Source organism: Methylobacterium sp. Leaf465, assembly GCF_001424705.1.
In the GTDB taxonomy this organism is placed as follows: Bacteria; Pseudomonadota; Alphaproteobacteria; order Rhizobiales; family Beijerinckiaceae; genus Methylobacterium.
Genome location: NZ_LMRA01000003.1, coordinates 34,913 through 58,194, shown reverse-complemented (window position 1 = coordinate 58,194; position 23,282 = coordinate 34,913). Strand labels below are relative to the sequence as shown.

Below are 23,282 nucleotides of genomic sequence, written 5' to 3'. Positions count from 1 at the left end.
GGCGACGCCTCGCTCCCCGCGGACCGCCGCGTGATCGGGACGCGCCGGCCTGGCCGCGGCACCCACCGGCCGTTGCGAAGCCGGCGCTGCGCGTCCACGATCGGGCGAGGGAGGATCGTTATGCGTTGCCGGAACCGGCGTGATCGCCCGCGAGGCGGCCGATGCTGATCGCGCTGCTACTGGTCGTAGGCGGGATCGCGATCGGCTTCTGCAGCCGGGTCATGACGGCCGTCGGATTGTCCGGTCTCGTGGTCGTCCTGTCGGTCGTGGTCTGGATCGCCCGGGGCGACGCCTCCGGCATCGGCGGCCTCGTGCTGCTCGCCCATCTCAGTGCCCTGCAAAGCGGCTACCTGCTCGGCGCCTATCTGCGCGTCCGCGCCGACGACCCCTGACGGCGCGGCGGCCTCACCAGAACCAGACCGCCGTCTCGCTGAGCGCCAAGATCGGCCACCACAGAAGTAGGGCCGTCGCGCAGGAAACGAGCACCAGCGCCAGGGGCGGGCGCCGGTTCGGGCCAGGACGGCGTGTCTTGATGCGGAACATGATCGATGCGGCCCGGGACAGTTCGACGTTCGTCTAGGGCTGAACTGCAGGGTCCGGACCGTCCCGGCGGCGAGGTCGACGCGACGGCGCGGCGCTGTATTCGGACATCTCTGCGTAACCAAACGCGGGGAAGTGATGTCCGTGGCCTGGTTCACAAGCAAAATTGCCGCAATGTGGCTCGACTCACGGCCGCGTTTGCCGCCTTGCTCCGCGCAAGGGGTCACCATCGATCCGTGCGGCCCCGGGGCGGCGCCGCACGGCCAGGGAGTTTTGACATGATCGGACGTGGGTATCGGACGCCGTGGCTCGCGGCGGCCTTCGCGGCGCTCGTCTGTGCGACGGGCGGGGCGAACGCGGCGCAATGCGGCAACAGCGCGGCCGGCTTCGAAGCCTGGAAGCGGGAATTCGCCGAGGAGGCGCGCGGCCGGGCCAGCGCCGCGAGCCTCGCCGCCCTGATGGGCACGTCCTACTCGACGGCGACGATCTCGGCCGATCGCGGCCAGAAGAGCTTCAAGCTCTCGCTGGACCAGTTCCTGGCCAAGCGCGGCGGCAACACCATCGTGTCCCGCGGCCGCGCCCTCAAGGCCCAGAACGCCGCCCTGTTCGACTCGATCGAGCAGCGCTACGGCGTGCCGCCGGGTCCGCTCCTGGCGATCTGGGGCATGGAGACGGGCTTCGGCGCGGTGAAGGGCAACGTGAACACGCTCTCGGCGGTCGCGACGCTGGCCTACGATTGCCGCCGCTCGGCCTACTTCACCGATCAGCTCTACGCCGCCCTCACCCTGGTGGATCGCGGCGTCCTGACCGCGAGCACCCGGGGCGCGGCCCACGGCGAGGTCGGCCACACCCAGTTCCTGCCCAAGAACGTCCTGAACTACGGCGTCGGCGGCAGCCTCGACAGCTCGGCCAACGCCCTCAACTCCACCGCGAACTTCCTCAAGGGCCATGGCTGGCGCGCGGGCGCCGGCTACCAGCCGGGCGAGCCGAACTTCGCCGCCATCCAGGGCTGGAACGCCGCCTCCGTCTACCAGCGCGCCATCGCGCTGCTCGGCGAGCGCATCGACGGCCGCTAGCGGCCCGGTCCGCGCTCCGCGCCCCGGCGCGGAGCGCGTCCGGCCTCAGGGCCGCAGCCCGGCGACGTCGTCGCTGCAGAGCATCAGGTCGGTCGCGCCCGCCACGAGACCGGCGACGGCGCGCAGGTCCTGCGGCTCGCGCGGGCTCGCCGCCACGCGGCCGGCATCGCGCTTGAGGGCGCGGTTGCAGCCGCAGGAGGGCAGGCCTCCGTCGGGCGTGCAGGCATCGTGCCTGCGGCACGCGGCATCCAGCGCGTCGACCGGAGCCACATCCATGCCGTCGTTGCCGGGGCCGCAATAATGCCCGTGCATGAGCAGGGTCGGGCGCGGCGTCTGACCGGGACCCGTCAGGTCCTGGGCGGCGAGGGGCGTGGCGAGGCTGAAGGCTCCGAGAAGCAGGGCGAGCGTCAGGGTCCGCATGGCGGGTCTCCGGTCAGGGGATGGGGTCGGGAAATCGCGGGGTTCGAGCCCGCCGGACGCGTGGCGGCACCGACTATGGAATCGGGCGGACGCGGGCGCGGGGCTGCGCCCGAAGGCGGCAGGGTGCGACGCGCTCAGGCCGGGGGAGCGCCTCGGATGAGCGCCCGGACGCGGTCCGGCCCGGCGGTTCCGATGGTCGGCGATGCGAAGGTCATGGTGTCACGGTCCCGCGTCTTGGCAGGACGGATCGGACGCGGGCCGCACGCGCTGGCCGCATCTGCCGTCCGGTAGACCCCTCGGGCGTTACAACCGGATCGGAACCGCTGCGTTCCATAGTTTTCGCAGAGCCTCCGGTCCGGAACGGCGAACGTTGGCCAGGCTCACGCCTGCAGGCGGGCATGCGCGACGGGACCCTGACAGGTCAGCCGACGTCCCAGCTAGGCACCGTGCCGGTCTGAGCGCCCTTCCGCCGCGATCAGGAAACGCAATCGTTCCTTTTCGCGACCATCCTCAGCAGGCCGCGACGTTCACCGCGAGGCCGCCCAGCGAGGTCTCCTTGTACTTCGCCTGCATGTCGTGGCCGGTCTGGCGCATGGTCTCGATGACCTCGTCGAGGCTGACGCGGTGAATGCCATCGCCGCGCAGGGCCAGGGACGCGGCCACCACCGCCTTGTTGGCCCCGAAGGCGTTGCGCTCGATGCAGGGGATCTGCACCAGCCCGCCGATGGGATCGCAGGTCATGCCGAGATGGTGCTCCATCGCGATCTCGGCGGCGTTCTCCACCTGGGCCGGGCTGCCGCCGAGGAAGGCCGCGAGGCCCGCCGCTGCCATCGCGGCCGCCGAACCGACCTCCCCCTGGCAGCCGACCTCGGCGCCCGAGATCGACGCGCGGGTCTTGATCAGGCCGCCCACCGCCGCGGCCGTGAGCAGGAATTCCCGGGCGCGGGCCTCCGACCAGTCGGGGCAGAAGTCCCGGGCGTAGCGCAGGACGGCCGGCACGATCCCCGCCGCGCCGTTGGTGGGCGCCGTCACCACCCGTCCGCCCGCCGCGTTCTCCTCGTTCACCGCCAGCGCGTAGAGGCTGATCCAGTCCACGATCTCGTGGGCGGCGCGCGCATTGCGCAGGCGCCCGGCGGTGAGGTCCTCGTGCAGCCGCTTGGCCCGCCGGCGCACCTTGAGGCCGCCGGGCAACTCGCCGTCCTGGCGCAGACCCCGGTCGATGCAGGCGAACATCGCGTCGCGGATGTCGTCGAGGCCGGCCTCCACGGCATCGGGCGTGCGAGTGCCGCACTCGTTGGCGAACTGCACCTCGGCGATGGTCCGGCCCTCGGCGACACAGAGGGCGAGGAGGCCGGCGGCACTGGCATAGGGCAGGGGGCAATCCGCCTCCGCGCCCGCCCCCCCTTGCGCCTCCGCCTCCGTCACCACGAACCCGCCGCCGATCGAGTAATAGATCTCGCTGTCGCGGATCGCCCCGGCGGCATCGAGGGCGCGAAAGCGCAGGCCGTTGGTGTGCAGGGGCAGCACGTCGGTAAAGTTGAACGCGAGGTCCGCGGCCGGGTCGAAGGCCGGGCCCGCGGGGGCCAGCCGCTTCTCCGCACCGAGGGCCGCGACGAGGCCGGCCACCCCGTCCGGGTCGACGGATCGGGGGTCGTGGCCGAGGAGCCCGAGGAAGATCGCCGTGTCGGTGCCGTGCCCGCGTCCCGTCCAGGCCAGGGAGCCGAAGATCTCCGCCTGGATGCGGGCGAGCCCGGGCAACCCCGCGGTCCGGGCGCGGAAGCGGAGCGCGGCCAGCATCGGGCCGACGGTGTGCGAGCTCGACGGGCCGATCCCGATCTTGAAGAGGTCGAAGGCGCTGATCATCGGCTCTCGCGTTCCGGATGGGACCGACGCCCGGGCAGGAACGCCGCCACCGCTCTTCCACGCTGCGGGCGGGCGCCGGCCGGGAGGCGGCGCCCCGCCTGATACACCGCCGGGCCCGGGCCGCGCATCCTGAATTCGCGCCGCCGCCGACCCAGGGCGGCGCGGTGGAATCCCGGCGGATCAGGCCGCGGCGCGGTCGAAATCGGTCCGGTCGGCGGCCGAGGCCAGGAGCTCGGCGACCAGGGCGACGAGTTGATGCCCGTGATAGGGCGTGCGCAGGCGCAGGGCCCCCGGCTCCAGGGCCTCGCCGTCGAGCTGGCGCAGGGAGCGGGCGGTGTAGACGACGCCCACCGCCGGATCGAGACAGCGGGCCACGCCGGCGAGCGAAAGGCCGTCCACCGTGTCGCGCACGTCGGCATCGGTCACCAGCACGTCGACGCGGCGCTCGCCGGTCTGGGCGAGGAGCAGGCTCTCGACCTCGCCGGCCGTGCGCGCGCCGAGCACCGCGTAGCCCGACATCTCCAGGCAGCTCGTGGTGATGGAGCGGGTCAACTCGTCTCCGGCAAGGAGAACCACGAGCGGTTGGCGGAACGCGGGCATCATGCGTGAACTTCCTGGGTAAACCGATCTCGCGCGCTTCGGCTTTCAAGTGGACGGTGGTTCGACGGTAGGATCGATCAATTAACGCGTCCTTAAACGACCGGTTTCACGAGGCAATATCGATTTTCTCGACAAGCACACAAGTTCGGCAATTTGGAGGAAATGCCCGCCTTATCAGCATCGACCTGCCTGAAAAGATAGCGCCCCAAGCAGGTCGGCCGCATCGACTGGATTTTACACCCGATGGCCGCCTGGAATCAGGGCATCGCCGGGGTGAAAACCGGACGGCTCCGCTCTCCGCAGGCCTCCGCTTGCCCCAGACCCGGGCCGGGCGGGCAATCCCGCCTCGCGCTCGGGCCCACGACGCAAACCTTCGGCCAGCGCCCGCGATCGGGGAAGGAGCTTTTCCGTCCGGGCCGAAAAAAGCCGTTTGCTTCCTTTGACGCGCGATCAATACCAAGCAATCCTAAGAACAGAACGACGAACCCAAACACAGATCTGGGTAAGACCAGCATTCACGAGCATGTGAACGCTCTGGTTTTCGTATTCAGTCCGTCAACCGATCGACATCGGGTGCACTCCGTGCGCCCTGCCGGAACGCGCGGCCCGATCAACGCAGGGGTGGGAACATGGCCTTTCAAACGGGAACTCGCGACGGCAGCGAGCCGATCCGCTTCGCCTACTGGGTGCCCAACGTCTCGGGGGGCCTCGTCATCAGCAAGATCGCCCAGCGCACGAGCTGGGACGCGCCCTATAACCGACGCCTCGCGCAGATCGCGGAGGAGGCCGGGTTCGACTACGCCCTCACGCAGATCCGCTTCACGGCCGGCTACGGTGCCGAGTACCAGCACGAATCCGTCGCCTTCAGCCACGCCCTGCTGGCGGCCACCTCCCGGCTGAAGGTGATCGCCGCCCTCCTGCCCGGGCCCTGGAACCCGACGCTCGCCGCCAAGCAGATCGCCACCATCAGCCAGATCACGGAGGGGCGCATCGCCATCAACGTGGTCTCGGGCTGGTTCTCGGGCGAGTTCCGCGCCATCGGCGAGCCATGGCTCGACCATGACGAGCGCTACCGCCGCTCGGAGGAGTTCATCCGTGCCCTGCGGGGAATCTGGACCCAGGACAACTTCACCTTCCGGGGCGATTTCTACCGCTACAGCGACTACACCCTGAAGCCGAAACCCGCCGATCCGCAGCCCGAGATCTTCCAGGGCGGCTCGTCCCGGGCGGCGCGCGACATGGCGGCCCGCGTCTCGGACTGGTACTTCACCAACGGCAACACGCCCGAGGGCATCCGGGCCCAGGTCGACGACGTCCAAGCCAAGGCGCGCGCCAACGGCCACGCGGTGAAGGTGGGCGTCAACGCCTTCGTCATCGCCCGCGACACCGAGGAAGAGGCCCGCGCCGTCCTCCAGGAGATCATCGACCAGGCCGACCCGGACGCCGTGAAGGCCTTCGGGCACGAGGCGAAGAACGCCGGCAAGGCCTCGCCGGAGGGCGAGGGCAACTGGGCCAAATCGAGCTTCGCGGACCTCGTCCAGTACAACGACGGCTTCAAGACCAATCTGATCGGCACGCCGGATCAGATCGCCGAGCGCATCGTGGCGCTGAAGGCGGTCGGCGTCGACCTCGCCCTGCTGGCCTTCCTGCACTTCCAGGAGGAGGTCGCGTATTTCGGCGAACACGTCATTCCGCGCGTCCGCGCCCTGGAGGCGGCGCGCCGCGAACAGGCGCAGGCGGCCTGAGCCGAGCCGGTCCCCGAACGCGCCCCCTGATCCGGAGACACCCCATGAACATCGCCGTCAGTCCGCCCCCGCGGGACACCGATCGCTGGCCCGCCGGGGCACCCGGCCCCGAGCGCCCGGCCGCGCCGGCCCACGTCATCCGCGACGCGGCCGAGGCCCTGCGCGTCGCCCACGCCCTGGCGGCGACGTTCCGGGTCGGCGCCTCCGAGCGCGACCGCACGGGGCGCCGACCCCTGGCCGAGCTCGACGCGTTCTCGCAGAGCGGCCTGTGGTCCATCAACGTGCCGCGGGCCCATGGCGGGCCGGGGCTGTCCTACGGGACCTTGGCGCAGGTCATCGCCATCGTCTCGGCCGCCGACCCGTCGATTGGGCAGATCGCCCAGAACCACCTCGGCATCGTGGCGGCCATCGACACGGTCTCGGACGAGGCTCAGAAGGCCCTGCTGTTCGGCCTCGTCCTGGCCGGCACCCGGTTCGGCAACGCCTTCTCGGAGATCGGCACGCCGCGCGCCGCCGACTTCGAGACCCACTTCGTGGAGGATGGCGACCACGTGGTGGTGCACGGCACCAAGTTCTACGCCACCGGCGCGCTGCTGGCCCACCTCGTGCCCATCGTGGCCCTCGATGGCGAGGGCCGGGCCTGGTACGCCATTGCCGAGCGCAACGCGCCGGGACTCACGGTGATCGACGACTGGTCGAGCTTCGGCCAGCGCACCACCGCGAGCGGCACCGTGCGAATCGACGGCGTGCGCGTGCCGAAAACCCACCTGGTGCCGGCCTGGAAGGGCTACGCGCAGCCGAGCGCCGACGGGGCGATCTTCCAGATCATCCAGGCGGCCGTGGATGCGGGCATCGCCCGGGCGGCGCTCGCCGAGACCATCGACTTCGTGCGCACCAAGTCGCGCCCCTAGGTCGACAGCGGCCTGGCGCGCGCCTCCGACGACCCCCACACCATCCGCATCGTCGGCGACCTCACGATCCGCCTGCACGCCGCAGAGGCGCTGCTCGACCGGGCCGGCCTCGCCCTCGACGCCGCCGTGGCGGCGCCGGATGCCGAGACGGTGGCGGCCGCGCAGCTCGCGGTGGCGGAAGCCAAGGTGCTCACCACCGAGGTGGCGCTCGGCGCCAGCAACACCCTGTTCGAGCTCGCCGGCACCCGCGCGACACTGGCCGAGCACAATCTCGACCGGCACTGGCGCAACGCCCGCACCCACACGCTCCACGACCCCGTGCGCTGGAAATACGCGATCGTCGGCAACCACGCGCTCAATGGGGTGAACCCGCCCTTCCACGCGTGGAGCTGAGGCGGGACGCCGACACGCACCCTCCTCGACGACGCCCCCCCGACGCCCGATTCGGTGCGCCGGAGCGCGGACCGGGACGCGGGGTCCACCGGGTGTCCGGCCCCGCACGCATGGGACCCGCCGGCACCCCATCGCGGACATCGTCCGCTCCGGGGGCGGGGTCCCTCAGGCGGAGCGCCGCGCCGCGGCCCCTTCCTCCGGATCGGGCGTCTGCCCAAGGCGGGCCTCAAGGGCCTCCAGGGTCCGGTCCAGGAGCGGCGACAGGCCGGCGATCTCCGCGTCCGTCGGGAGGACGGCGCTGGAGCGAGCCCTGCTCTCGATCTCTCCCAGCACCAGGCCCAGGGCCCGGCCACCGATGTTCAGGCTCATCGACTTCAGGCTGTGCGCCGCGCGCGCGATCGCCTCGGCATCGCCGCGGCTTGCCGCCGCCCGGAGGTCCGCGAGGGCCTTGGGCGCGTGGTCCCGATAGAGGCCGAGCACGCGGGCACTGAAATCGCCGCCGGCCCGGGCCGCCATGTCGATCAACCCCGCGAGCACGTCCTCGTCCAAGAGGCCGTCCGCCTCCGGCTGGGGCGCGGCGTCGGGCGAGGGACGTCGCGGCGCGACCGCGGTCTCAGTCTCGGCCTCGGGCACGAGGAAGGCCGCCAGCGTGTCGGCGAGGGCCGCCAGGGTGAAGGGCTTGGCGAGCTTGGCATCCATGCCGGCCTCGCGCCACGCCTCGGCGCCGGCCCCCACCACGTGGGCCGTGAGGGCCACGATGGGCGTGCGGACGCGGCCCTGCGCGATGGCCTCGGCCCGAATGGCCTCGGCCGCCGCGTAGCCGTCGAGGACCGGCATGCTGCCGTCCATCAGGATGAGGTCGAACGCCCGGTCGCGACAGGCTTCGAGGGCCGCACGGCCGTCCTCGACCAGGGTGAGGGCGGTGACGCCGCAGCGAGCCAGGGCCTCGCGGGCGACCTCGCGGTTCACCGGGCTATCGTCGGCCAGGAGGATGCGCGCGGCGGGGAATTGCGGCAGGCGCGTGCGGGCGGACAGGCGGGGGCCGGAGACGAACGGCGTCCCGCCGGCCAGCGCGTCCAGGGCGCCGCGCCACTCCTCCTGGACGACCGGCCAGCCGAGGAGGTGGTCGGCCCAGCCCGCCTCCAGGACCGGCGCCGCGGCGGCATCGCCGAGGCGCGCCAGGGCCAGGACCCGGCCCGGCCCGCTCGGGCGACGGCCCAGGGCCAGGATCGTGGCCGCATCCGCGATCCAGTGCGCCGCCCCGGCCTCGGCGGCCTCCGCCGGAAGGCAGGTGAACCCGGCCTCGGCGAGGCGGAGCCCGAGGCACTCCCGCGTGGCGTCGCCCGACAGCGCGAGCACGATCCCGGCTCCGACCGCGTCGGTGCGCCGGACGAGGGTCGGCGCATCGGCGTCGCCCGCCTCCAGGGGCAGCTCGGCCCAGAAGGTCGAGCCGGCGCCGATCTCGCTCTCGACGCCCATGCGGCCGCCCATGGCGAGGGCGAGGCGATGGGCGATCGAGAGGCCGAGGCCAGTGCCGCCGAAGCGCCGGGTGGTCGACTGATCGGCCTGCGCGAAGGCCGAGAACAGGGTGCCGACCTTGTCGGCCGGGATGCCGACGCCGGTATCCCGGACGCTGAGGCGCAGCATGCCGGCCGCGCCGCGCTCCAGCCGCACCAGGACCGAGCCGGACGGGGTGAACTTCAGGGCATTGTTGACGAAGTTGCTGAGGATCTGGCCGAGGCGCACCGGATCGCCGATCACGTGGCGCGGCACGTCCGGCGCCACGTAGGCGGCAAGGTCGAGGCCGTTCTCGACGGCCTTCTCGGCGAAGAGCGAGACCACGGTGTCGACGACCTCGGACGGATCGACGGCGATCCGCTCCAGATCGAGCTTGCCCGCCTCCACCTTCGCGAAGTCGAGGATGTCGTTGATGATCGCCAGCAGGCTCTGCCCGGAGCGGGCGACCACCTCGGCGTAGCGCTGCTGCCGCTGCGGCAGGTCGGAGGCCGCCAGGAGTTCGGCCATCACCAGCATGCCGTTGAGCGGCGTGCGGATCTCGTGGCTCATGGTGGCCAGGAACGTCGACTTGGCGGCGTTGGCGGCCTCGGCCGCCTGCTTGGCCTCGTGCAGGTCGGCGGTCCGTTCCGCCACGTCGGCCTCCAGGCGCTGCATGTGCTGCGCCAGGCGGGCATCGCGCTCCCGCACGGTGTCGAGGAGCGCGTTGAACGAGCGCGCCAGCACGCCGACCTCGTCGTCGCGCGCGATCACCGCGCCTTGCGTGTAGTCCTGCTCGATGCGGACGCGGTCCATGGTGCCGGCGAGCGCCGCGATCGGCTGGGTGATCCCCCGCTGGATCGCGTAGGAGATCGCGAAGCCCAGGACCATGACGAGGCTCGAGATCAAGGCCGAGGTCCGGAGCAGCGCCAGCAGACGGTCGTTGAGGTCGGCCAGGTCGGAGACGAGGATGAGATTGCCCACCGTCCGGCCCGCCTCCTCGACGGTCACCGCCACCAGGGCGGTCCGGCTGCCGAGGAGGGCCAGGGGCGACTGCCCCTTCCGAAGGTCGAAATCGTCGGTGAGGCGGGCCGTGAGGCCCCGGTCCGCCAGGATCGAGCCGTCGGGCCGCTCGATGGCCGCATAGACCAGCTCGCTCCGCTCGGCCGCTCCGGGACTGCCGTCCGGGGTCTCGCCGTCGTTCGTCTCGCCGTTGAGGATCCTGGCGTCGCGGGTCTTGCCGATGGCGTTCAGGACGCGGGCCGCCGCCGCCTCGTCCCCGGCCGCCGTGGCCCCCGCGCTCGCCGCCGCGAGCACGTTGGCGATGGCGACGAGGGCATCCCGCTTGTCGTCGGCGTAGCGGTTCACCTCCTGCCAGAGCGAGAGCAGCGTTCCGGCCAGGAAGGCGATCGCCACGGAAGCGCACATCGCCAGGGCCAGGCGTCCGGCCAGGGTGCGCTGCCGACCCGGACGCCGGGCGGACGGACGGGTTTCGCGGGACGGGTCGGGCGCGTGCCGGGAATCGGTCATGGTCGCGCCAGCGTACCGGCTGTTGGTTGGAAGGGTCTTAATCGTCCACCGAGCGCACAGTCGCGTCACGGCCGGAACGGGCCCAGAGGCACGAATTCGGCCAACCCCATCCGCAACCAGTGCGAGCACCGAAAGTCCAGCAGCGCTCAGGCGCTGAACCTCTGCTTCCGGATTCGGTCATCGGGAGAGACGATCCCTCACAAACTCCCGGTGGTGCGGCGGCGAATGCGTCGATGCATTCAGGGCGGGAAACCTTTTAGGCTGGCTTGCCGGAATCTTAAGGGCTCGGCGCTAGACCAGGGCAGGGCTGCCGACGCCCCCTCGAACGCGTTCCGATCGGCCGCCCGATCCGTATGCCGCCCCTCCCCATGTGCGATCCCGCGAAACCCGAACCTGCAAATTCCGAACTCGCAAATGTCGAACTCGCAGGTCCTGATCGCGCGAGTCCTGAGCCCGCGAGTCCTGAGCTCGCAAATCCCGAGCTCGCAAATCCCGAGTTCGCAAGTCCCGAGCTCCCAAGTCCCGATCGCGTCGTCGCGGGTCCCGGCCGCTCACCCGGCGACGGAGGCGGGAGGCGCCTGCGCATCGTCCCGGCACGATCCGGTCCGCAGCGGTTCGGGCAGGATCAGTCGGGCGCCATGGCGGTCGAATTCGCCCTGGTCCTGTTTCCGCTCTGCATCCTGATCTTCTTCGTCCTCGAGAACGCGCTGGTGTTCTGGGTCACGTCCGCGCTGGACAACGGCCTCGATGCCTCGATGCGCCAGTTCTACGTCCAGTCCGGCGCCTCGGCGACCTCGCTCCTCGACGCCGTGCGCAGCGAGGTCTGCCGCCAGGTCAATCCGTTCGTCCGCTGCGAGAACCTGAAGATCGACATCGGAGTCTACGACAGCTTCACCCGGATCGACCGGACCAGCCCCATCGACCCCGCCTCGGGAACCTGGCGGGCGAATTTCGGCACCCAGCACGGCTGTCTCACGAAGGGCAGCGTGGTGGTGGTCCAGGCCGCCTTCGCGCAGCACACGTTCCAGAAGTTCGGCGTCGTGAAGACCCAGTTTCAGGACGGAAGCTGGCTCATCAACGCCACGTCCGTGCTGCAGCTGGAGGGTAATTCCACCGGCGGCAGCGGCTGTTGAGCCATGCTGGCCACGCGCCTCCGCTCCGCGATCGCGATCCGTCCGATGGGTGTGCGAGCCGCCGCGGGCTTCGCGCGGGCCGAGGACGGCGTCGCGATCGTCGAATTCGCCCTGATCGTCCCGGTGCTGCTGCTCATCTACTTCGGGACCGTGGAGATCACGAGCGTGATGCGCAACGTGCGCAAGGTCGACATCCTGTCCCGCACCATCGGCGACACGCTCTCCCAGCGCACGATGCCGACGGCGGATGAGGTGAACGACGTGTTCCAGGTGGGACCCATCGTGCTCGCTCCCTTCGATGGCACCGGGCTGCAGATGACGGTGAGCGCGGTCGGGGTGGTGGGCGACACCGAGACGGGCCCGCTGCAGATCTGTTCCAGCGTGGCCGCGGCGGGATCGCCGGTCCGCACCGCCGGGGCGCCGGCCCCCGTCGCCGTCGCCGACAGCCTGCAGCCGAAGGGGACGCGCCTGCTGCTCGTGGAGATCAGCGTCCCCTACAGGCCGGTGACCGGCTCCTCCCTGTTCAGCGATGGCGGCCCGGGCTTCGTCATCACCCGCAGGACCCTATGGCCGGTCCGGTACGGACGGCGCTACGCGAGCATGAGCCCCGAGGTCGTCCTGGGCAACGGCGCCTCCTGCCCGCCGCGCTGAGCGGCCGGCCCGGTCGAGCGCAGGAGCCGGGGGTCGGGAGCCGATGGCGCTCGACCTACTGCGTGAGCTGCGTGTCGGCCGAGCTCGGTCCGACGCCGGCCGGCACGGGCACGTCGGTGCTGCCGTAGCGGGCGTTCAGCATCAGGTTCGGGCCGTCATAGAGATTGATCGTGCGGGCGATGATCACCGTGTAGGCCGACTGGTCGGCCACCGGCTTCTTGGAATCGATGATCAGGCGTCCGAGGGGCAGGTAGATGGTCCCCAGGAGCGTGCGGGCGTTGTCGCTGATGATGCGGTACTCGCGCAGGGCGACGAACCCGCCGGGCGCGGGCTTGGGCTTGCCCTTGCCGCTGAGGGGCGGGGGCAGGGTGGCCGGAATGGTCGCGTTGCGGTCCTCGAAGAACAGCAGCCCCGCCAGGAGGCCGTCCTTCGGCGCGGTGAGGCTGACGACGCTCTTCTCATCGAAGAGCAGGCCGCCGCGCACCCCGGTGAAGTAGAAGCCCGTGTTGACGCCGCTCAGGCTGGCGCCCTTGTCGACGACGAGGGGGCCGTCCTTGAGGATGTAGATCCCGGGCTGCAGCGTTACGGTCGCGCCCTTGGTGAGGTGCAGGCCGCCGCAATAGGTGCCGGGCTGCAGGGTGACGATCCCGCTCACGACGTTGACGCCGTAGGTCGGGTCGTCGATGCCGTCGACGAATTTCTTCGGATCGACGAAGAACCCGAGGCTGACGCAGGAGCCCGGCGTCGGGCCCTGCCGGTCGATCAGGGGATCGCGCAGGGCGGGGCACCCGGTGGCCGGCGGCGGCGTGAAGTTGGCGCCCGACCCGGAATAGCCCCCGGCCGAGCAGGTGGAGAGGGCGGTGGCCACCGCCGCGTTCTCGCCCTGGATGCCCTCCGGGTTGGCGGAGTTCGAGTAGAGCGAGCAGTCGGTGGCGGTGATGCGGGCCGCGCTCTCCAGGTGGAAGGCGCCCATCGCCTGACGATCGAGGGCGAGCAGGCACAGCCGCGTGGTGCCGGCGAGCTTCGCCGTCGAGGTGACGCTCACCTCCAGGCTCGGGGTGTTGAGGAGCTTGCCGAAGGACAGGGCGACCTGCTCGGTGAGCGTGAGGCGGACACCGGAATGGTTGTTGAGCACCTCCGCCGTCACGGCCGGGGGCGCCGCGTTGCCGCTGCGGGCCTGGGCCAGGGCCATGGCCTTGGCGGTGCGGAGCGCCGCCGCGTCGTCGGCATTGGCGAGCTTGAACTAGTTGACGCCCGCGATGCTGCCGCTGTCGGCGGCACGCTGGAGCTCGGCCCGCCGCTTGACCAGGGAGGCGTAATCGATCGCCACGGCGCTCAGGCCGGTCAGGATCGGAAACAGGAGGGCGACCAGAACGAGGACGCCGCCACGTTGGTCCGTGCGGAAACCGGCAGCAAGCTGGGCGGTGTGGAGGGGAGTCATGCTGCTACGCTTACAAGGGACGGGTTACCGACCTCCTGAAACCGTCCCGGAAAAATCACCGTGTTCAGCCGAAGACGGGATCAAGGTTAAGGTCACGGAGTAGAATCCCGGAGTCTTCCTGAAGGTCGGCGCCGCGCCACGACCTGTCCGGTTCAGCGCGTACGAGATTTCAGGAAGGCTTCCACGCAGGCCGGATCGAAATGACGCCCGGCCTCAGCCTGGAGATGGGCCAACGCCTCCGCGTGCGACCACGCCGTCTTGTACGGCCGATCGGAGGTCAGGGCATCGTAGACGTCCGCCACGGCCACGATCCGTCCCGACAGGGGAATGGCCTCCCCGCGGAGGCCGGCCGGATAGCCGCCGCCGTCCCAGCGCTCGTGATGAGTGGCCGCAATCTCCGCCGCGAGGCGGACCAGGCGCGAGTCGCTGCCTTCGAGGATGCGACGACCGCGCTCGGCATGCGCCTCCATCGTCCGGCGCTCGTCCGCGGACAGGCGTCCGGGTTTCAGCAGGATGGAATCCGGAACGCTGAGCTTGCCGATATCGTGCATGGTGGAGGCCAGGCTGAGCTGTTCCACGTCCTCCGCGGCAAGGCCCAATCCCTCGGCGATCCGGGCCACATATTCGGCGACCCGCGCCACGTGGTTGCCGGTCTCCGAGTCGCGATGTTCGACGGCCTTCATCAGCAGGCTGATGATCTCACGCTCGCGGGCGACGATGAGGGCGGTGGCGGCCTTCACCTCGCGATCGAGCCAGGCTGCGCGGTCGATCTGCGCCAGGCGCGCCTGGTTGAGGGCCAGCAGATTCGAGACACGGGCGCGCACTTCGACCGGATCGAAGGGCTTGGCGAGGAAATCGGTAGCGCCGGCGGCCAGAGCGTCCCGGCGCAAGGCGCGCTGGTCCAGGCTCGTCACCATGATCACCGGCACGTGCTCGAAGCCCGGGATGTCGCGGGCGGCGCGGATGAACTCGATGCCGTTCATGCCCGGCATCTCGAAGTCGGAGATGGCAACGCCGATCGCGGCCGGATTCTCGCGGACGAACGCCAGGGCATCGGCGGGCTGGAGGAAATCACGGGCCGTGCCGCCGGGCAGGTCGCGAAGGGCCTCCACCATCAGCATGTTGTTGAGGGGCGCATCATCCAGGATGAGGACGAACATCAGAGCAGCCTTGATTCAACACGCCTCGCGGAGGCCTTCCTTTACCGGAGGGTGTGCCGCCGGACCTTTAACGAAACAGCCCGGGCCGCTCGACCCGTGTCCGGGGGAAGCTTGCTCTGCGGCGCTCGCCCAAGCAATATCCTCTCTCCCCAGTACGATCGCACGCCCCGCGATTCCGGTCGGCGTGACCCGCCGGCCTCGACGGCGGGTCCGCCCCCCCGTGTGCGGCCGCACCAGCCGGACACGGAGCGATGCAGGGCGGCGTTTCGCCGGGCGGGCCTGCGCGGCTCCGGGCCCGAGGCGCGTCTTCGAGACCATCCTCATGGTTTTCGTCGCGGAATGCGACGAGGCGCGACGGTCTTCGAAAACCCGGACCGTGGATGTCGAGACCGTCCAGATGCCGGAGGAGCGGCCCTACCGGTGGCCATCGGCGCCTTCACCCTGGTCACGGTGGGCTGGACCCTGCGGGCCCTGCTGACCGACCTGCGGGCCGGCCGCGGCGAGCGGGCACGGATGTCCGCGGTGGATCGATCCGGGGACGCCAGCGCCCTTCGACGCGGGAAAAATCGGCCGTCTGTGTGCAAACACCGACTGGAGATCGCGCAGGCGTGATCCATGTGCTGGAGATGAACTTCATTCCACCGCATCGGCATCTTCAGGATTGTTCGGAGACCCACGCCGCCCGCATCCAGGCCGCGGCCCGCGCGGTCGCGGACCGCGCGGGCGAACGCGCCGATGCCCTCGACCGGGACGGCGGGTTTCCGGCCGAGGATATCGCCCACGCGCATCGGGCCGGGCTGCTCGCCGCGCCGCTGCCCGTGGCCCTGGGCGGTGCCGGCCTCGATGCCCCCGCGATGGCGCCGGTTCTCGCCGATGTCCTCGCGCAGATCGGGCGGGGCAGTCTCGCCCTGGGTCGCCTCTACGAAGGGCACGTCAACGCCCTCTCCCTGGTCCTGCGCTATGCGGCGCCGGCGGTGATCGAGCGACTGGCCGGGGATGTCCGTGCCGGACACCTGTTCGGCGTGTGGAATACCCAGCCCCAGGCCGGCGGCCTCAGCCTCGAGAAAGTCGGCGGCCTCAGCCTCGAGAACACAGGCGGCCTCAGCCTGGAGAACGCCGGCGGCCTCGCACCCGCCGGGGATGCCTGGATGCTGAGGGGGGTCAAATCCTTCGCCTCCGGAGCCGGCTCGGTCACCCGCCCCCTGGTCACGGCGCGCCGACCCGACGGCCGCCAGCAGATGCTGGTCGCCGATCTCGAGGCCGGGACCCGGGCCGACCTGTCCGGCTGGCAGGCGCAGGGCATGCGGGCCTCGACCTCCGGCCTCCTCGACTTCACCGGCCTGCCCGCCGGCCCCGGTTGCTTCATCGGTGACCCGGACGACTACTTCGCGGAGCCGCACTTCTCCGGCGGCGCCTGGCGCTTCGCCGCGGTGCAACTCGGCGGCATCGAGGCGGTGTTCGACGTCCTGCGGGGGCATCTGCGGTCCACCGGACGCGGCGGCGACCCGCATCAGGCGGCCCGCCTCGGCGAGGCCGCGATCGCGGTGGAGAGCGCCCGCCTCTTCGTGGCCCAGGCCGCCCGCCTCGCCGCCGACCCCGAGGCGGAGCCGGACCGGGTGATCGCCTACGTCAACCTCACCCGCCTCGCGGTGGAGCGGGCCGGCCTCGACGTGCTGGAGCGGGCCCATCGCTCCGTGGGACTGGCGGGCTTCCTCCGTCCGCATCCCCTGGAGCGCCTGGCGCGGGACCTGGCGACCTACCTGCGCCAGCCCGGGCCCGACCGGGCCCTCACCAGCGCGGCGGCTCACGTCCTCGGCGATGTTCGACCGGCGGACCGGCTCTGGCGCGACCTCGCCGGGGCGCCGAGCCCCGACGAGGTTCCGGCCGATCTTTAGGCGGTGACGGTGATGAGACGCTCCCCGCAGACGCTGCCGCCGGATTACTTCACGGATCTCTACGCCGCGAACCCCGATCCGTGGGACTTCACCACCAGTCCCTACGAGCACGCCAAGTACGACGCCACCCTGGCGGCGCTGGGCCGCGAGACCTACCCGGAGGCCCTGGAGGTCGGGTGCTCGATCGGCGTGCTGACCCGCCGGCTGGCCGACCGCTGCGCGGGGCTGCTCGCCCTCGACGTGGCCGAGACGGCCCTCGATGCCGCCCGCGCCCGTTGTGCGGCGTGCCCCCACGTCGCGTTCCGGCGCGCCGCGGTGCCGGCGGAGTGGCCCCCCGGCCGGTTCGACCTCGTGGTGCTCTCGGAGGTGCTGTACTTCTTCACGCCGGACGATCTGGCCCGCATCGCCGAGCGCCTGGTGGCGGCCCTGAAACCGGGGGGCGAGGTCATCCTGGTCCACTGGCTCGGTGAGACGAACTTCCCCTTGAGCGCCGATGCGGCGGTGGAGACGCTGATCGATCTCACCCGCGGCGCCCTCGAACCCGACCGCAGGGGCCGCACCGAGCGCTATCGCCTCGACGTGCTGCGGGCGCCCGCGTGAGCCGGCCCCCGATGGCGGAGGAGCCGCGCCCGTCCCTGGTTCACCGGCACGCCGCCTGGGTGCGCATGACCCATTGGCTCAACGCCGTCGCGTTCCTCGCCCTCCTGGCCAGCGGCATCGCGATCCTGCTGGCCTTGCCGCGGCTGTTCTGGGGCGAGACCGGGGCCAACGGGGCGCCGGCCGCCCTCGAGCTGCCGCTGCCGGTGAACCTCGAGCAGACGGGCTGGGGCCGCAACCTGCACTTCCTCGCCGCCTGGGTGCTCGTCCTCAACGGGATCGTCTACCTCATCGTGGCCTTCGTCGGCGGTCACTTCGCCCGCGACCTCGTGCCGGATCGCGATCAGCTGGCCCCGGGCCACCTCGCCCGCGAGATCGCCGACCACGCCCGCCTCAAGCCGGCGCGCGGGCGCGAGGCCCTGCGCTACAACGCCCTGCAGAAATTCGCCTATCTGGTCGTCCTGTTCGTGCTGTTTCCGCTGATGGTGCTGACCGGGTTGACCATGTCGCCGGGGGTCACGGCGGCCTACCCGGAACTCTTCGCCCTGTTCGGCGGCCGGCAATCGGCGCGCACCCTGCACTTCGCCGTCGCCTGCCTCCTCGTGCTCTTCCTCGTCATCCACGTGGCCCAGGTCTTCGTCGGCGGGGCCGGCAACCTGATGCGGTCGATGATCACCGGACGCTTCCGGGTTCCCCCGGAGAGGGTCCGGGCGACCTTTGCGGAGCCCCCCGATGCGTGACCTCTCGCGCCGCCGCCTCCTCACCGGCTCGGGCAGCCTGATCGGCGCCGGCCTCCTCGGCGGCTGCGACGCCCCGGCGCTGTCGCGGCTCGCCACCCCCTATGACTGGAGCAACGGCCTGACCTTCGCGGTCCAGCGCTGGCTCCAGCGCCACCAGCCCCTGGTGCGCGAGTTCGGGCCGGAGGCGATCTCGGCGGTGTTCCCGACCATCAACACCACCGACCCGGACAACCCCGATTACCAGCGCTCGAAGGCGCTGGGTTTTTCCGACTGGACGCTTCCGGTCACCGGCCTCGTGGCGCGCCCGGGCGCCTTCTCCCTGGCCGACCTGAAGGCGATGCCGGCCCGCACCCAGATCACGCTTCATGCCTGCGAGCAGGGCTGGTCGGCCATCGGCGGCTGGACCGGCGTGCCCCTGGCCCACCTGCTGGCGCAGGTCGGGTTGCGGCCGGAGGCGCGCTTCATCGTGGTGCGCAGCGTCGACGGCTGGTGGGACAGCTACGACCTGTTCGACGCCCTCCACCCGCAGACCATCCTTGCCTATGGCATGAACGGCGACGCCCTGCCGGTGGCGCACGGGGCGCCGGTGCGCCTGCGGGTCGAGCGCCAACTCGGCTACAAGAGCCTGAAGTACATCAGCGCCATCGAGGCCGTGGACCGGGTCGACGTGCTCGGCAAGGGGCGCGGCAGCATGGTCGCCGAGCTCGGCTTCCCCTGGTACGCGGGCATTTGATCTCACGCGGCGCGTGTATCCGGGCGCCACTGGACCGTATAGCGAGTTTCATCGCGCGTTGAACGGACAACCCTGTACGTCATCGCCGAGGCGGCATCGGACATCGGAAACATAACAAAACAGTTATCGTTACTCTCTGCGCCAATCCGATAACGTCGTGTTAAGCACGCAGTTGTTTCCTCCGGTCGGAATGCAAATCCGGACGGTCCCTCAACGATGCGCGTATCCCTGAAATCCATCCTGATCGGTTCGGCAACTCTGCTCGGCGTCGCCGCGGCGGGTCAAGGCGTGGTCAGCGTCGTGAAGCTCAGGGCGATCGAGCGCGAGGTGAACGAGGTCGCGACGAACTGGCTTCCCTCCGTCAACGTCGTGAACACGATCAGCACGGCGACGCGCGACGTGCGGGTGAAGCTGTACCGCTTCGTCGTGGCCTCCGAGACGCCGCAGGCGCTGGCCGAGAACGAGGCGGGCCTGAACACCGCCCTGAAGACCCTCGACGGCCTGCGCCGGACCTACGAGCCGCTGATCAGCTCCGCCGAGGAGAAGGCGCTCTACGACTCCTTCGCGCCCCTGTGGTCGCGCTACACCGAGGGCCAGCAGAAAGTCATTGACCTCATGAAGGCCGGCCGCCAGGCCGACGCCCTGGCGCTCACCACCAGCGCCGCGATGGCCGACCTGAACAACGGCGCCATCCGGGCCCTGCAGCGGGCGGTCGACTTCAACCGGGAGGGCGCCCAGCGCAGCACCGCGCTGAGCATGGCCAGCGCCGGCTCGGCCATGCTCACGGCCTGGATCGCGATGGCGATCTCGGTGGTGGCGGCCCTCGGCGCGATGCTGTTCAGCCTGTTCGGCGTCGCGCGTCCGATCGAGCGCATGACGCGCACCATGGGCAGGCTGGCCGGAGGTGACACCGGCGTGGAGATTCCGTCCCGGACCCGCCGCGACGAGATCGGCGACATGGCCGCCGCCGTGAGCGTGTTCCGGGACAACCTGCTCCAGACCCGCAAGCTCGAGGCGGAGACGGTCCTGGCACGGGCCGGGGCGGAAGCGCAGCGCCAGGCGGCGATGCGGGCGATGGCCGACAGCTTCGAAGGGGCGGTAGGCGGCATCCTCGGCATGGTGACGAGTTCGGCCACCGAGCTGCAGGCCACCGCCCAGAGCATGGCCGGCACCGCCACCCAGACCGCCAACCAGTCCAGCAGCGTGGCCGCGGCCGCCGACGAGGCCGCCGCCAACGTCAACACCGTGGCGGCCGCGGCCGAGGAACTCGGCTCCTCGGTGCAGGAGATCGGCCGCCAGGTCGGCAGCTCGGCCGCCATGGCCCAGACCGCCGTGGCCGAGGCCGCTCAGACCGCCACCTTCGTGCAGACCCTGAACACGGCCGTGGCGCGCATCGGCGACGTGGTCACGATGATCACCTCGATCGCAGGGCAGACCAACCTGCTGGCGCTGAACGCCACCATTGAGGCGGCGCGGGCCGGCGAGGCGGGCCGAGGCTTCGCGGTGGTGGCCGCCGAGGTCAAGGAGCTGGCCAACCAGACGGCGCGGGCCACGCAGGAGATCGGCGAGCACATCAGCCAGATCCAGGGCTCGACGGGCCAGGCGGTGGCGGCCATCGACGGGATCGCGGCGCGCATCCGCGAGATCAGCGGTGTCGCCACCTCGATCTCGGCGGCGGTGGAGGAGCAGGGGGCGGCCACCCAGGAGATCGTACGAAACGTGGCGCAGGCGGCGATGGGCACGGGGGCGGTGACGGCCAACATCGCGGGCGTGGCGGGCGCGGCCGAGGAGACCGGCGCGGCCGCCGCCCAGGTGCTGGGCGCCGCCTCCGAGCTCTCGCGCCAGTCCGAGCACCTCAGCGCCGAGGTCCAGCGCTTCCTGGCCACCGTGCGCGCCGCCTGAGCGGTGCCCACGATCGCCAGGACACGAGAAGGGGCGCGTTCCGGGCCCTTCTTTTTTGTGAGGCTCACGGCACCCGGCTAGCTCAGGCCGCCCGCCTCCACCACGAAGCGCGCGATGGCGTCCGCCCCGTGGCCGTCGCGGAGCGACGAGAACACGTAGGGCCGGGCGCCGCGCATGCGCTTGGTGTCGGATTCCATGATGCCGAGATCGGCGCCCACCAGGGGCGCGAGGTCGGTCTTGTTGACGATGAGGAGGTCCGAGCGGGTGATGCCGGGGCCGCCCTTGCGGGGGATCTTCTCGCCGCCCGCCACGTCGATGACGTAGAGGGTCAGGTCGGCGAGCTCCGGCGAGAAGGTGGCCGCAAGGTTGTCGCCGCCGGACTCGATCAGGATGAGGTCGAGCTTCGGGAAGCGCCGGCGCATCTCCGCCACCGCCGCGAGGTTGATCGAGGCGTCCTCGCGGATCGCCGTGTGCGGGCACCCCCCCGTCTCGACGCCCATGATCCGCTCCTCCGGCAGGGCGCCGGCCACGGTGAGGAGGCGGGCATCCTCCTTCGTATAGATGTCGTTGGTGATCGCGCAGATCTCGTAGGTATCGCGAAAACGCTTGCAGAGCTGCTCCATCAGGGCGGTCTTGCCGGAGCCGACGGGGCCACCGATGCCGACGCGGAGCGGGCCGTTGAGAGCGGAGCCGTTGGCGGAGTTCATGACACGATCCTCAAGAGGGGGCCTCAGGAGCGGAAGATCCGGGAATACTGGGTCTCGTGCCGGAACGAGCCGAGGTCGAGGTTCAGGGTGGCGCTGCCGAGATCGTCGAGCGAGAGGGCCGGAATCGTGGCGGCGAGCGCCGTCACCCGCGGTGTCAGGGCGGCGATGATCCGGGTGCCCGCGCTCTGGCCGATGGGCGCGCAGCGCAGGGCCGCCGAGACGAGGTTCTGCAGGAAGGCGAGACCGAAGCCGGCGAGCACCGGGACCAACGCCATGCGGTGGGCCCCGGCCGCGAGCCCGACGGCCACCGGGTAGGCGACCGCACCGGTCAGGCCCGCGGCGAGCCGGTCGAGGCCGGGCGTACCCCAGGCCGCCACGGTGGCGTCGAGGAAACTGCGGCCCTGCTGGCTCGTCTCCAGGTGCAGCTCTCGCGATGGGGCGAGGGCCAGGGCGAGGTCGTTGACCTCGCTGAGCCCGGCGGCGTCGTCCGCGCGCGCCGCCGCATGGGCGTGCGCCGCCAGGATCAGGTCGTTGCGGCCCGAGCCGTGTTCGAGCACGTCGGCGAGCCAGGCCGTCAGCGAGGCCTCGTCGCCGACCTCACCGCTCTCCACCGCGCCCTCGAGCCCGTGCGAGTAGGCATAGGCCCCCACCGGGTAGCCCGGCGACAGCCACGCCATCAGGCGCAGGGCCTCAATCATGGTCGTGCGGATGGTCGTGGTGATGGCCGTCGTGGTGATGGGAGTGGCCGTGATGGGGGTGGACTGCGGCCGCGCCCGCATAGGCGCCACCCTCCGGCCGGAACGGGCGTTCCACCGGCTCGGCGCTGCCGCCTAAGCCCCGCACCATCTCGGCGAGCACGTGGTCGAAACCGATATAGACGGCGTCGGCGCCGATCTCGGCGGGGATGTGCCGGTTGCCGATGTGCCAAATCAGGCGCTTGAGGGCGTGGTCGTCGGGGGCCCGGATCTCCAGCAGCGGCTCCGGCGCGGCCTCGACCCAGACCAGCCGCCCGTCCTGCAGCACCAGGGCGTCGCCGTCGTCGAGGACGGTGGGCTCCGGCAGGTCGAGCAGGAAGCGCAGCCCGCCCGCGCTGCGCATCGCCACGCGCCGGCGGTGCCGGTCGCCGTGGTCGAGGACGATGCGGTCGACGATCTCGCCGGCGAGCGCGTCGCGACGCAGGACTTTCGTGGCGCGGATCATGGGGCGTGGGACGATGCGGTGCGGGGGATCACGGGAGCGGCGGGTTTCATCAGGTGAAGCGGGGCTCGATGGGGCCGGGATAGAAGTCATCGTCCAGGATCTGCGCCAGGGTGTAGGGGCACGGCGACGGAAAGGTCTGTTCCGCCAGCCCGGTCTCGCTCGCCGCGCGGACGCGCCCGAGCTGATAGGCCTTGGTCAGGACCGTCTCCGGCCAAGCCCGGAGACTCGGGCTGACCTCGAGGAGCCCCTCGATCTGAAGGCGCGGTTCGACGATCGAGGCACGCCAGCTGTATTTCCGCTGTTCCGGTTGAAGCTCCCACTTCAGCAGGTGCTGCAACAGCACGGCGAGCCGAGCCCGGATCTCGGATTTCTGCGATCCGCCCAAGCTCTCGATCTCCTCGGCGATGTGGTGCCAGTCGATGTCCTGCCGTCGCCCCGCCCGCAGCAGGGCGGCCTGATCCTGCGTCCACAGATAGAGATCAGCCTCGTAGAGTTCGTGCCCCTGGGATGGGCTGAGGGCAGCCTTGGACATGGAAAGCTCCGCGGGCGTC

22 protein-coding genes and 1 pseudogene are annotated in these 23,282 nt (G+C 71.1%); 12 read left to right on the top strand and 11 right to left on the bottom strand.

The window, feature by feature from the left end; genetic code table 11:
• Positions 1-161: 161 nt before the first annotated feature.
• Together ASG51_RS03855 and ASG51_RS03850 are read left to right on the top strand one after the other, a co-directional pair.
• Positions 162-392: a hypothetical protein gene (locus ASG51_RS03855; RefSeq protein WP_056215483.1), complete on the top strand. Its 231-nt coding sequence runs from the start codon at positions 162-164 to the stop codon at positions 390-392.
• A 426-nt stretch (positions 393-818) separates the two neighbouring features.
• Positions 819-1,616, top strand: a complete 798-nt coding sequence (locus tag ASG51_RS03850; protein WP_056348982.1) for a lytic transglycosylase domain-containing protein — start codon at positions 819-821, stop codon at positions 1,614-1,616.
• A 45-nt stretch (positions 1,617-1,661) separates the two neighbouring features.
• Here ASG51_RS03850 and ASG51_RS03845 read toward each other — a convergent pair whose 3' ends face one another.
• The 3 genes from ASG51_RS03845 to ASG51_RS03835 form a co-directional block, all read right to left on the bottom strand.
• Positions 1,662-2,036 carry a hypothetical protein gene (locus ASG51_RS03845; RefSeq protein WP_056379217.1) on the bottom strand — a complete coding sequence of 125 codons (375 nt, stop codon included), beginning with the start codon at positions 2,034-2,036 and terminating at the stop codon, positions 1,662-1,664.
• A 510-nt stretch (positions 2,037-2,546) separates the two neighbouring features.
• Positions 2,547-3,899 (bottom strand): L-serine ammonia-lyase, encoded by a 1,353-nt coding sequence (locus ASG51_RS03840; protein WP_056379215.1) that lies wholly within the window; start codon positions 3,897-3,899, stop codon positions 2,547-2,549.
• 180 nt (positions 3,900-4,079) lie between these two features.
• A complete protein-coding gene (locus ASG51_RS03835) occupies positions 4,080-4,502 on the bottom strand; it encodes a hypothetical protein (RefSeq protein ID WP_056348977.1) in 423 nt (140 codons plus the stop codon).
• A 626-nt stretch (positions 4,503-5,128) separates the two neighbouring features.
• On the opposite strand from ASG51_RS03835, the gene sfnG reads away from it, so the two are divergent.
• A complete protein-coding gene (sfnG, locus tag ASG51_RS03830) occupies positions 5,129-6,244 on the top strand; it encodes a dimethylsulfone monooxygenase SfnG (RefSeq protein ID WP_056215470.1) in 1,116 nt (371 codons plus the stop codon).
• A gap of 44 nt (positions 6,245-6,288) precedes the next feature.
• Positions 6,289-7,548 (top strand): annotated as a pseudogene (locus ASG51_RS03825) (SfnB family sulfur acquisition oxidoreductase).
• A 165-nt stretch (positions 7,549-7,713) separates the two neighbouring features.
• Here ASG51_RS03825 and ASG51_RS03820 read toward each other — a convergent pair.
• Positions 7,714-10,572 carry an ATP-binding protein gene (locus ASG51_RS03820; RefSeq protein ID WP_082513862.1) on the bottom strand — a complete coding sequence of 953 codons (2,859 nt, stop codon included), beginning with the start codon at positions 10,570-10,572 and terminating at the stop codon, positions 7,714-7,716.
• Between the two features lie 638 nt (positions 10,573-11,210).
• Here ASG51_RS03820 and ASG51_RS23835 point away from each other — a divergent pair.
• Both ASG51_RS23835 and ASG51_RS03810 read left to right on the top strand, forming a co-directional pair.
• Positions 11,211-11,705, top strand: a complete 495-nt coding sequence (locus ASG51_RS23835; protein ID WP_056215463.1) for a TadE family protein — start codon at positions 11,211-11,213, stop codon at positions 11,703-11,705.
• A gap of 45 nt (positions 11,706-11,750) precedes the next feature.
• Positions 11,751-12,356 carry a TadE/TadG family type IV pilus assembly protein gene (locus ASG51_RS03810; RefSeq protein WP_162248639.1) on the top strand — a complete coding sequence of 202 codons (606 nt, stop codon included), beginning with the start codon at positions 11,751-11,753 and terminating at the stop codon, positions 12,354-12,356.
• Positions 12,357-12,411: 55 nt separating this feature from the next.
• Here ASG51_RS03810 and ASG51_RS03805 read toward each other — a convergent pair whose 3' ends face one another.
• From ASG51_RS03805 to ASG51_RS03795, 3 genes are all read right to left on the bottom strand, one after another.
• On the bottom strand, positions 12,412-13,548 hold the full coding sequence (locus ASG51_RS03805) for a hypothetical protein (RefSeq protein ID WP_056379212.1): 1,137 nt from the start codon (positions 13,546-13,548) through the stop codon (positions 12,412-12,414).
• A 51-nt stretch (positions 13,549-13,599) separates the two neighbouring features.
• Positions 13,600-13,797, bottom strand: a complete 198-nt coding sequence (locus ASG51_RS24880; RefSeq protein ID WP_056379208.1) for a pilus assembly protein TadG-related protein — start codon at positions 13,795-13,797, stop codon at positions 13,600-13,602.
• 152 nt (positions 13,798-13,949) lie between these two features.
• A complete protein-coding gene (locus ASG51_RS03795) occupies positions 13,950-14,957 on the bottom strand; it encodes an HD domain-containing phosphohydrolase (protein WP_056270193.1) in 1,008 nt (335 codons plus the stop codon).
• Positions 14,958-15,377: 420 nt separating this feature from the next.
• On the opposite strand from ASG51_RS03795, the gene ASG51_RS03790 reads away from it, so the two are divergent.
• The 6 genes from ASG51_RS03790 to ASG51_RS03765 all read left to right on the top strand — a co-directional run bounded on the left by ASG51_RS03790 (position 15,378) and on the right by ASG51_RS03765 (position 20,824).
• Positions 15,378-15,569 (top strand): hypothetical protein, encoded by a 192-nt coding sequence (locus tag ASG51_RS03790; protein WP_056379206.1) that lies wholly within the window; start codon positions 15,378-15,380, stop codon positions 15,567-15,569.
• Positions 15,566-16,852 (top strand): acyl-CoA dehydrogenase family protein, encoded by a 1,287-nt coding sequence (locus ASG51_RS03785; protein WP_244479650.1) that lies wholly within the window; start codon positions 15,566-15,568, stop codon positions 16,850-16,852. Before ASG51_RS03790 ends, ASG51_RS03785 begins: the two co-directional genes overlap by 4 nt.
• 12 nt (positions 16,853-16,864) lie before the next feature.
• Positions 16,865-17,452: a class I SAM-dependent methyltransferase gene (locus ASG51_RS03780; protein ID WP_056215686.1), complete on the top strand. Its 588-nt coding sequence runs from the start codon at positions 16,865-16,867 to the stop codon at positions 17,450-17,452.
• Positions 17,453-17,463: 11 nt separating this feature from the next.
• Complete coding sequence (locus tag ASG51_RS03775) at positions 17,464-18,189, top strand: cytochrome b/b6 domain-containing protein (protein ID WP_056379204.1); 726 nt, start codon at positions 17,464-17,466, stop codon at positions 18,187-18,189.
• Complete coding sequence (locus tag ASG51_RS03770) at positions 18,182-18,922, top strand: molybdopterin-dependent oxidoreductase (protein WP_056379202.1); 741 nt, start codon at positions 18,182-18,184, stop codon at positions 18,920-18,922. The genes ASG51_RS03775 and ASG51_RS03770 overlap by 8 nt, the downstream gene beginning before the upstream one ends.
• A 216-nt stretch (positions 18,923-19,138) precedes the next feature.
• Positions 19,139-20,824, top strand: coding sequence for a methyl-accepting chemotaxis protein (locus tag ASG51_RS03765; RefSeq protein WP_056379199.1), 1,686 nt, complete (start codon positions 19,139-19,141; stop codon positions 20,822-20,824).
• 77 nt (positions 20,825-20,901) lie between these two features.
• On the opposite strand, the gene ureG is transcribed toward ASG51_RS03765, so the two are convergent.
• The 4 genes from ureG to ASG51_RS03745 are packed head-to-tail and all read right to left on the bottom strand — an operon-like array spanning position 20,902 to position 23,263.
• The gene (gene ureG / locus ASG51_RS03760; RefSeq protein WP_056216663.1) at positions 20,902-21,531 is read right to left on the bottom strand and encodes an urease accessory protein UreG; all 630 of its coding nucleotides are present in this window, start codon (positions 21,529-21,531) and stop codon (positions 20,902-20,904) included.
• A gap of 23 nt (positions 21,532-21,554) precedes the next feature.
• Positions 21,555-22,229, bottom strand: a complete 675-nt coding sequence (locus tag ASG51_RS03755) for an urease accessory UreF family protein (RefSeq protein WP_056216666.1) — start codon at positions 22,227-22,229, stop codon at positions 21,555-21,557.
• On the bottom strand, positions 22,222-22,731 hold the full coding sequence (locus tag ASG51_RS03750; RefSeq protein ID WP_056379196.1) for an urease accessory protein UreE: 510 nt from the start codon (positions 22,729-22,731) through the stop codon (positions 22,222-22,224). Before ASG51_RS03750 ends, ASG51_RS03755 begins: the two co-directional genes overlap by 8 nt.
• A 49-nt stretch (positions 22,732-22,780) precedes the next feature.
• The gene (locus ASG51_RS03745; RefSeq protein WP_056379194.1) at positions 22,781-23,263 is read right to left on the bottom strand and encodes a DUF29 domain-containing protein; all 483 of its coding nucleotides are present in this window, start codon (positions 23,261-23,263) and stop codon (positions 22,781-22,783) included.
• Positions 23,264-23,282: the final 19 nt, after the last annotated feature.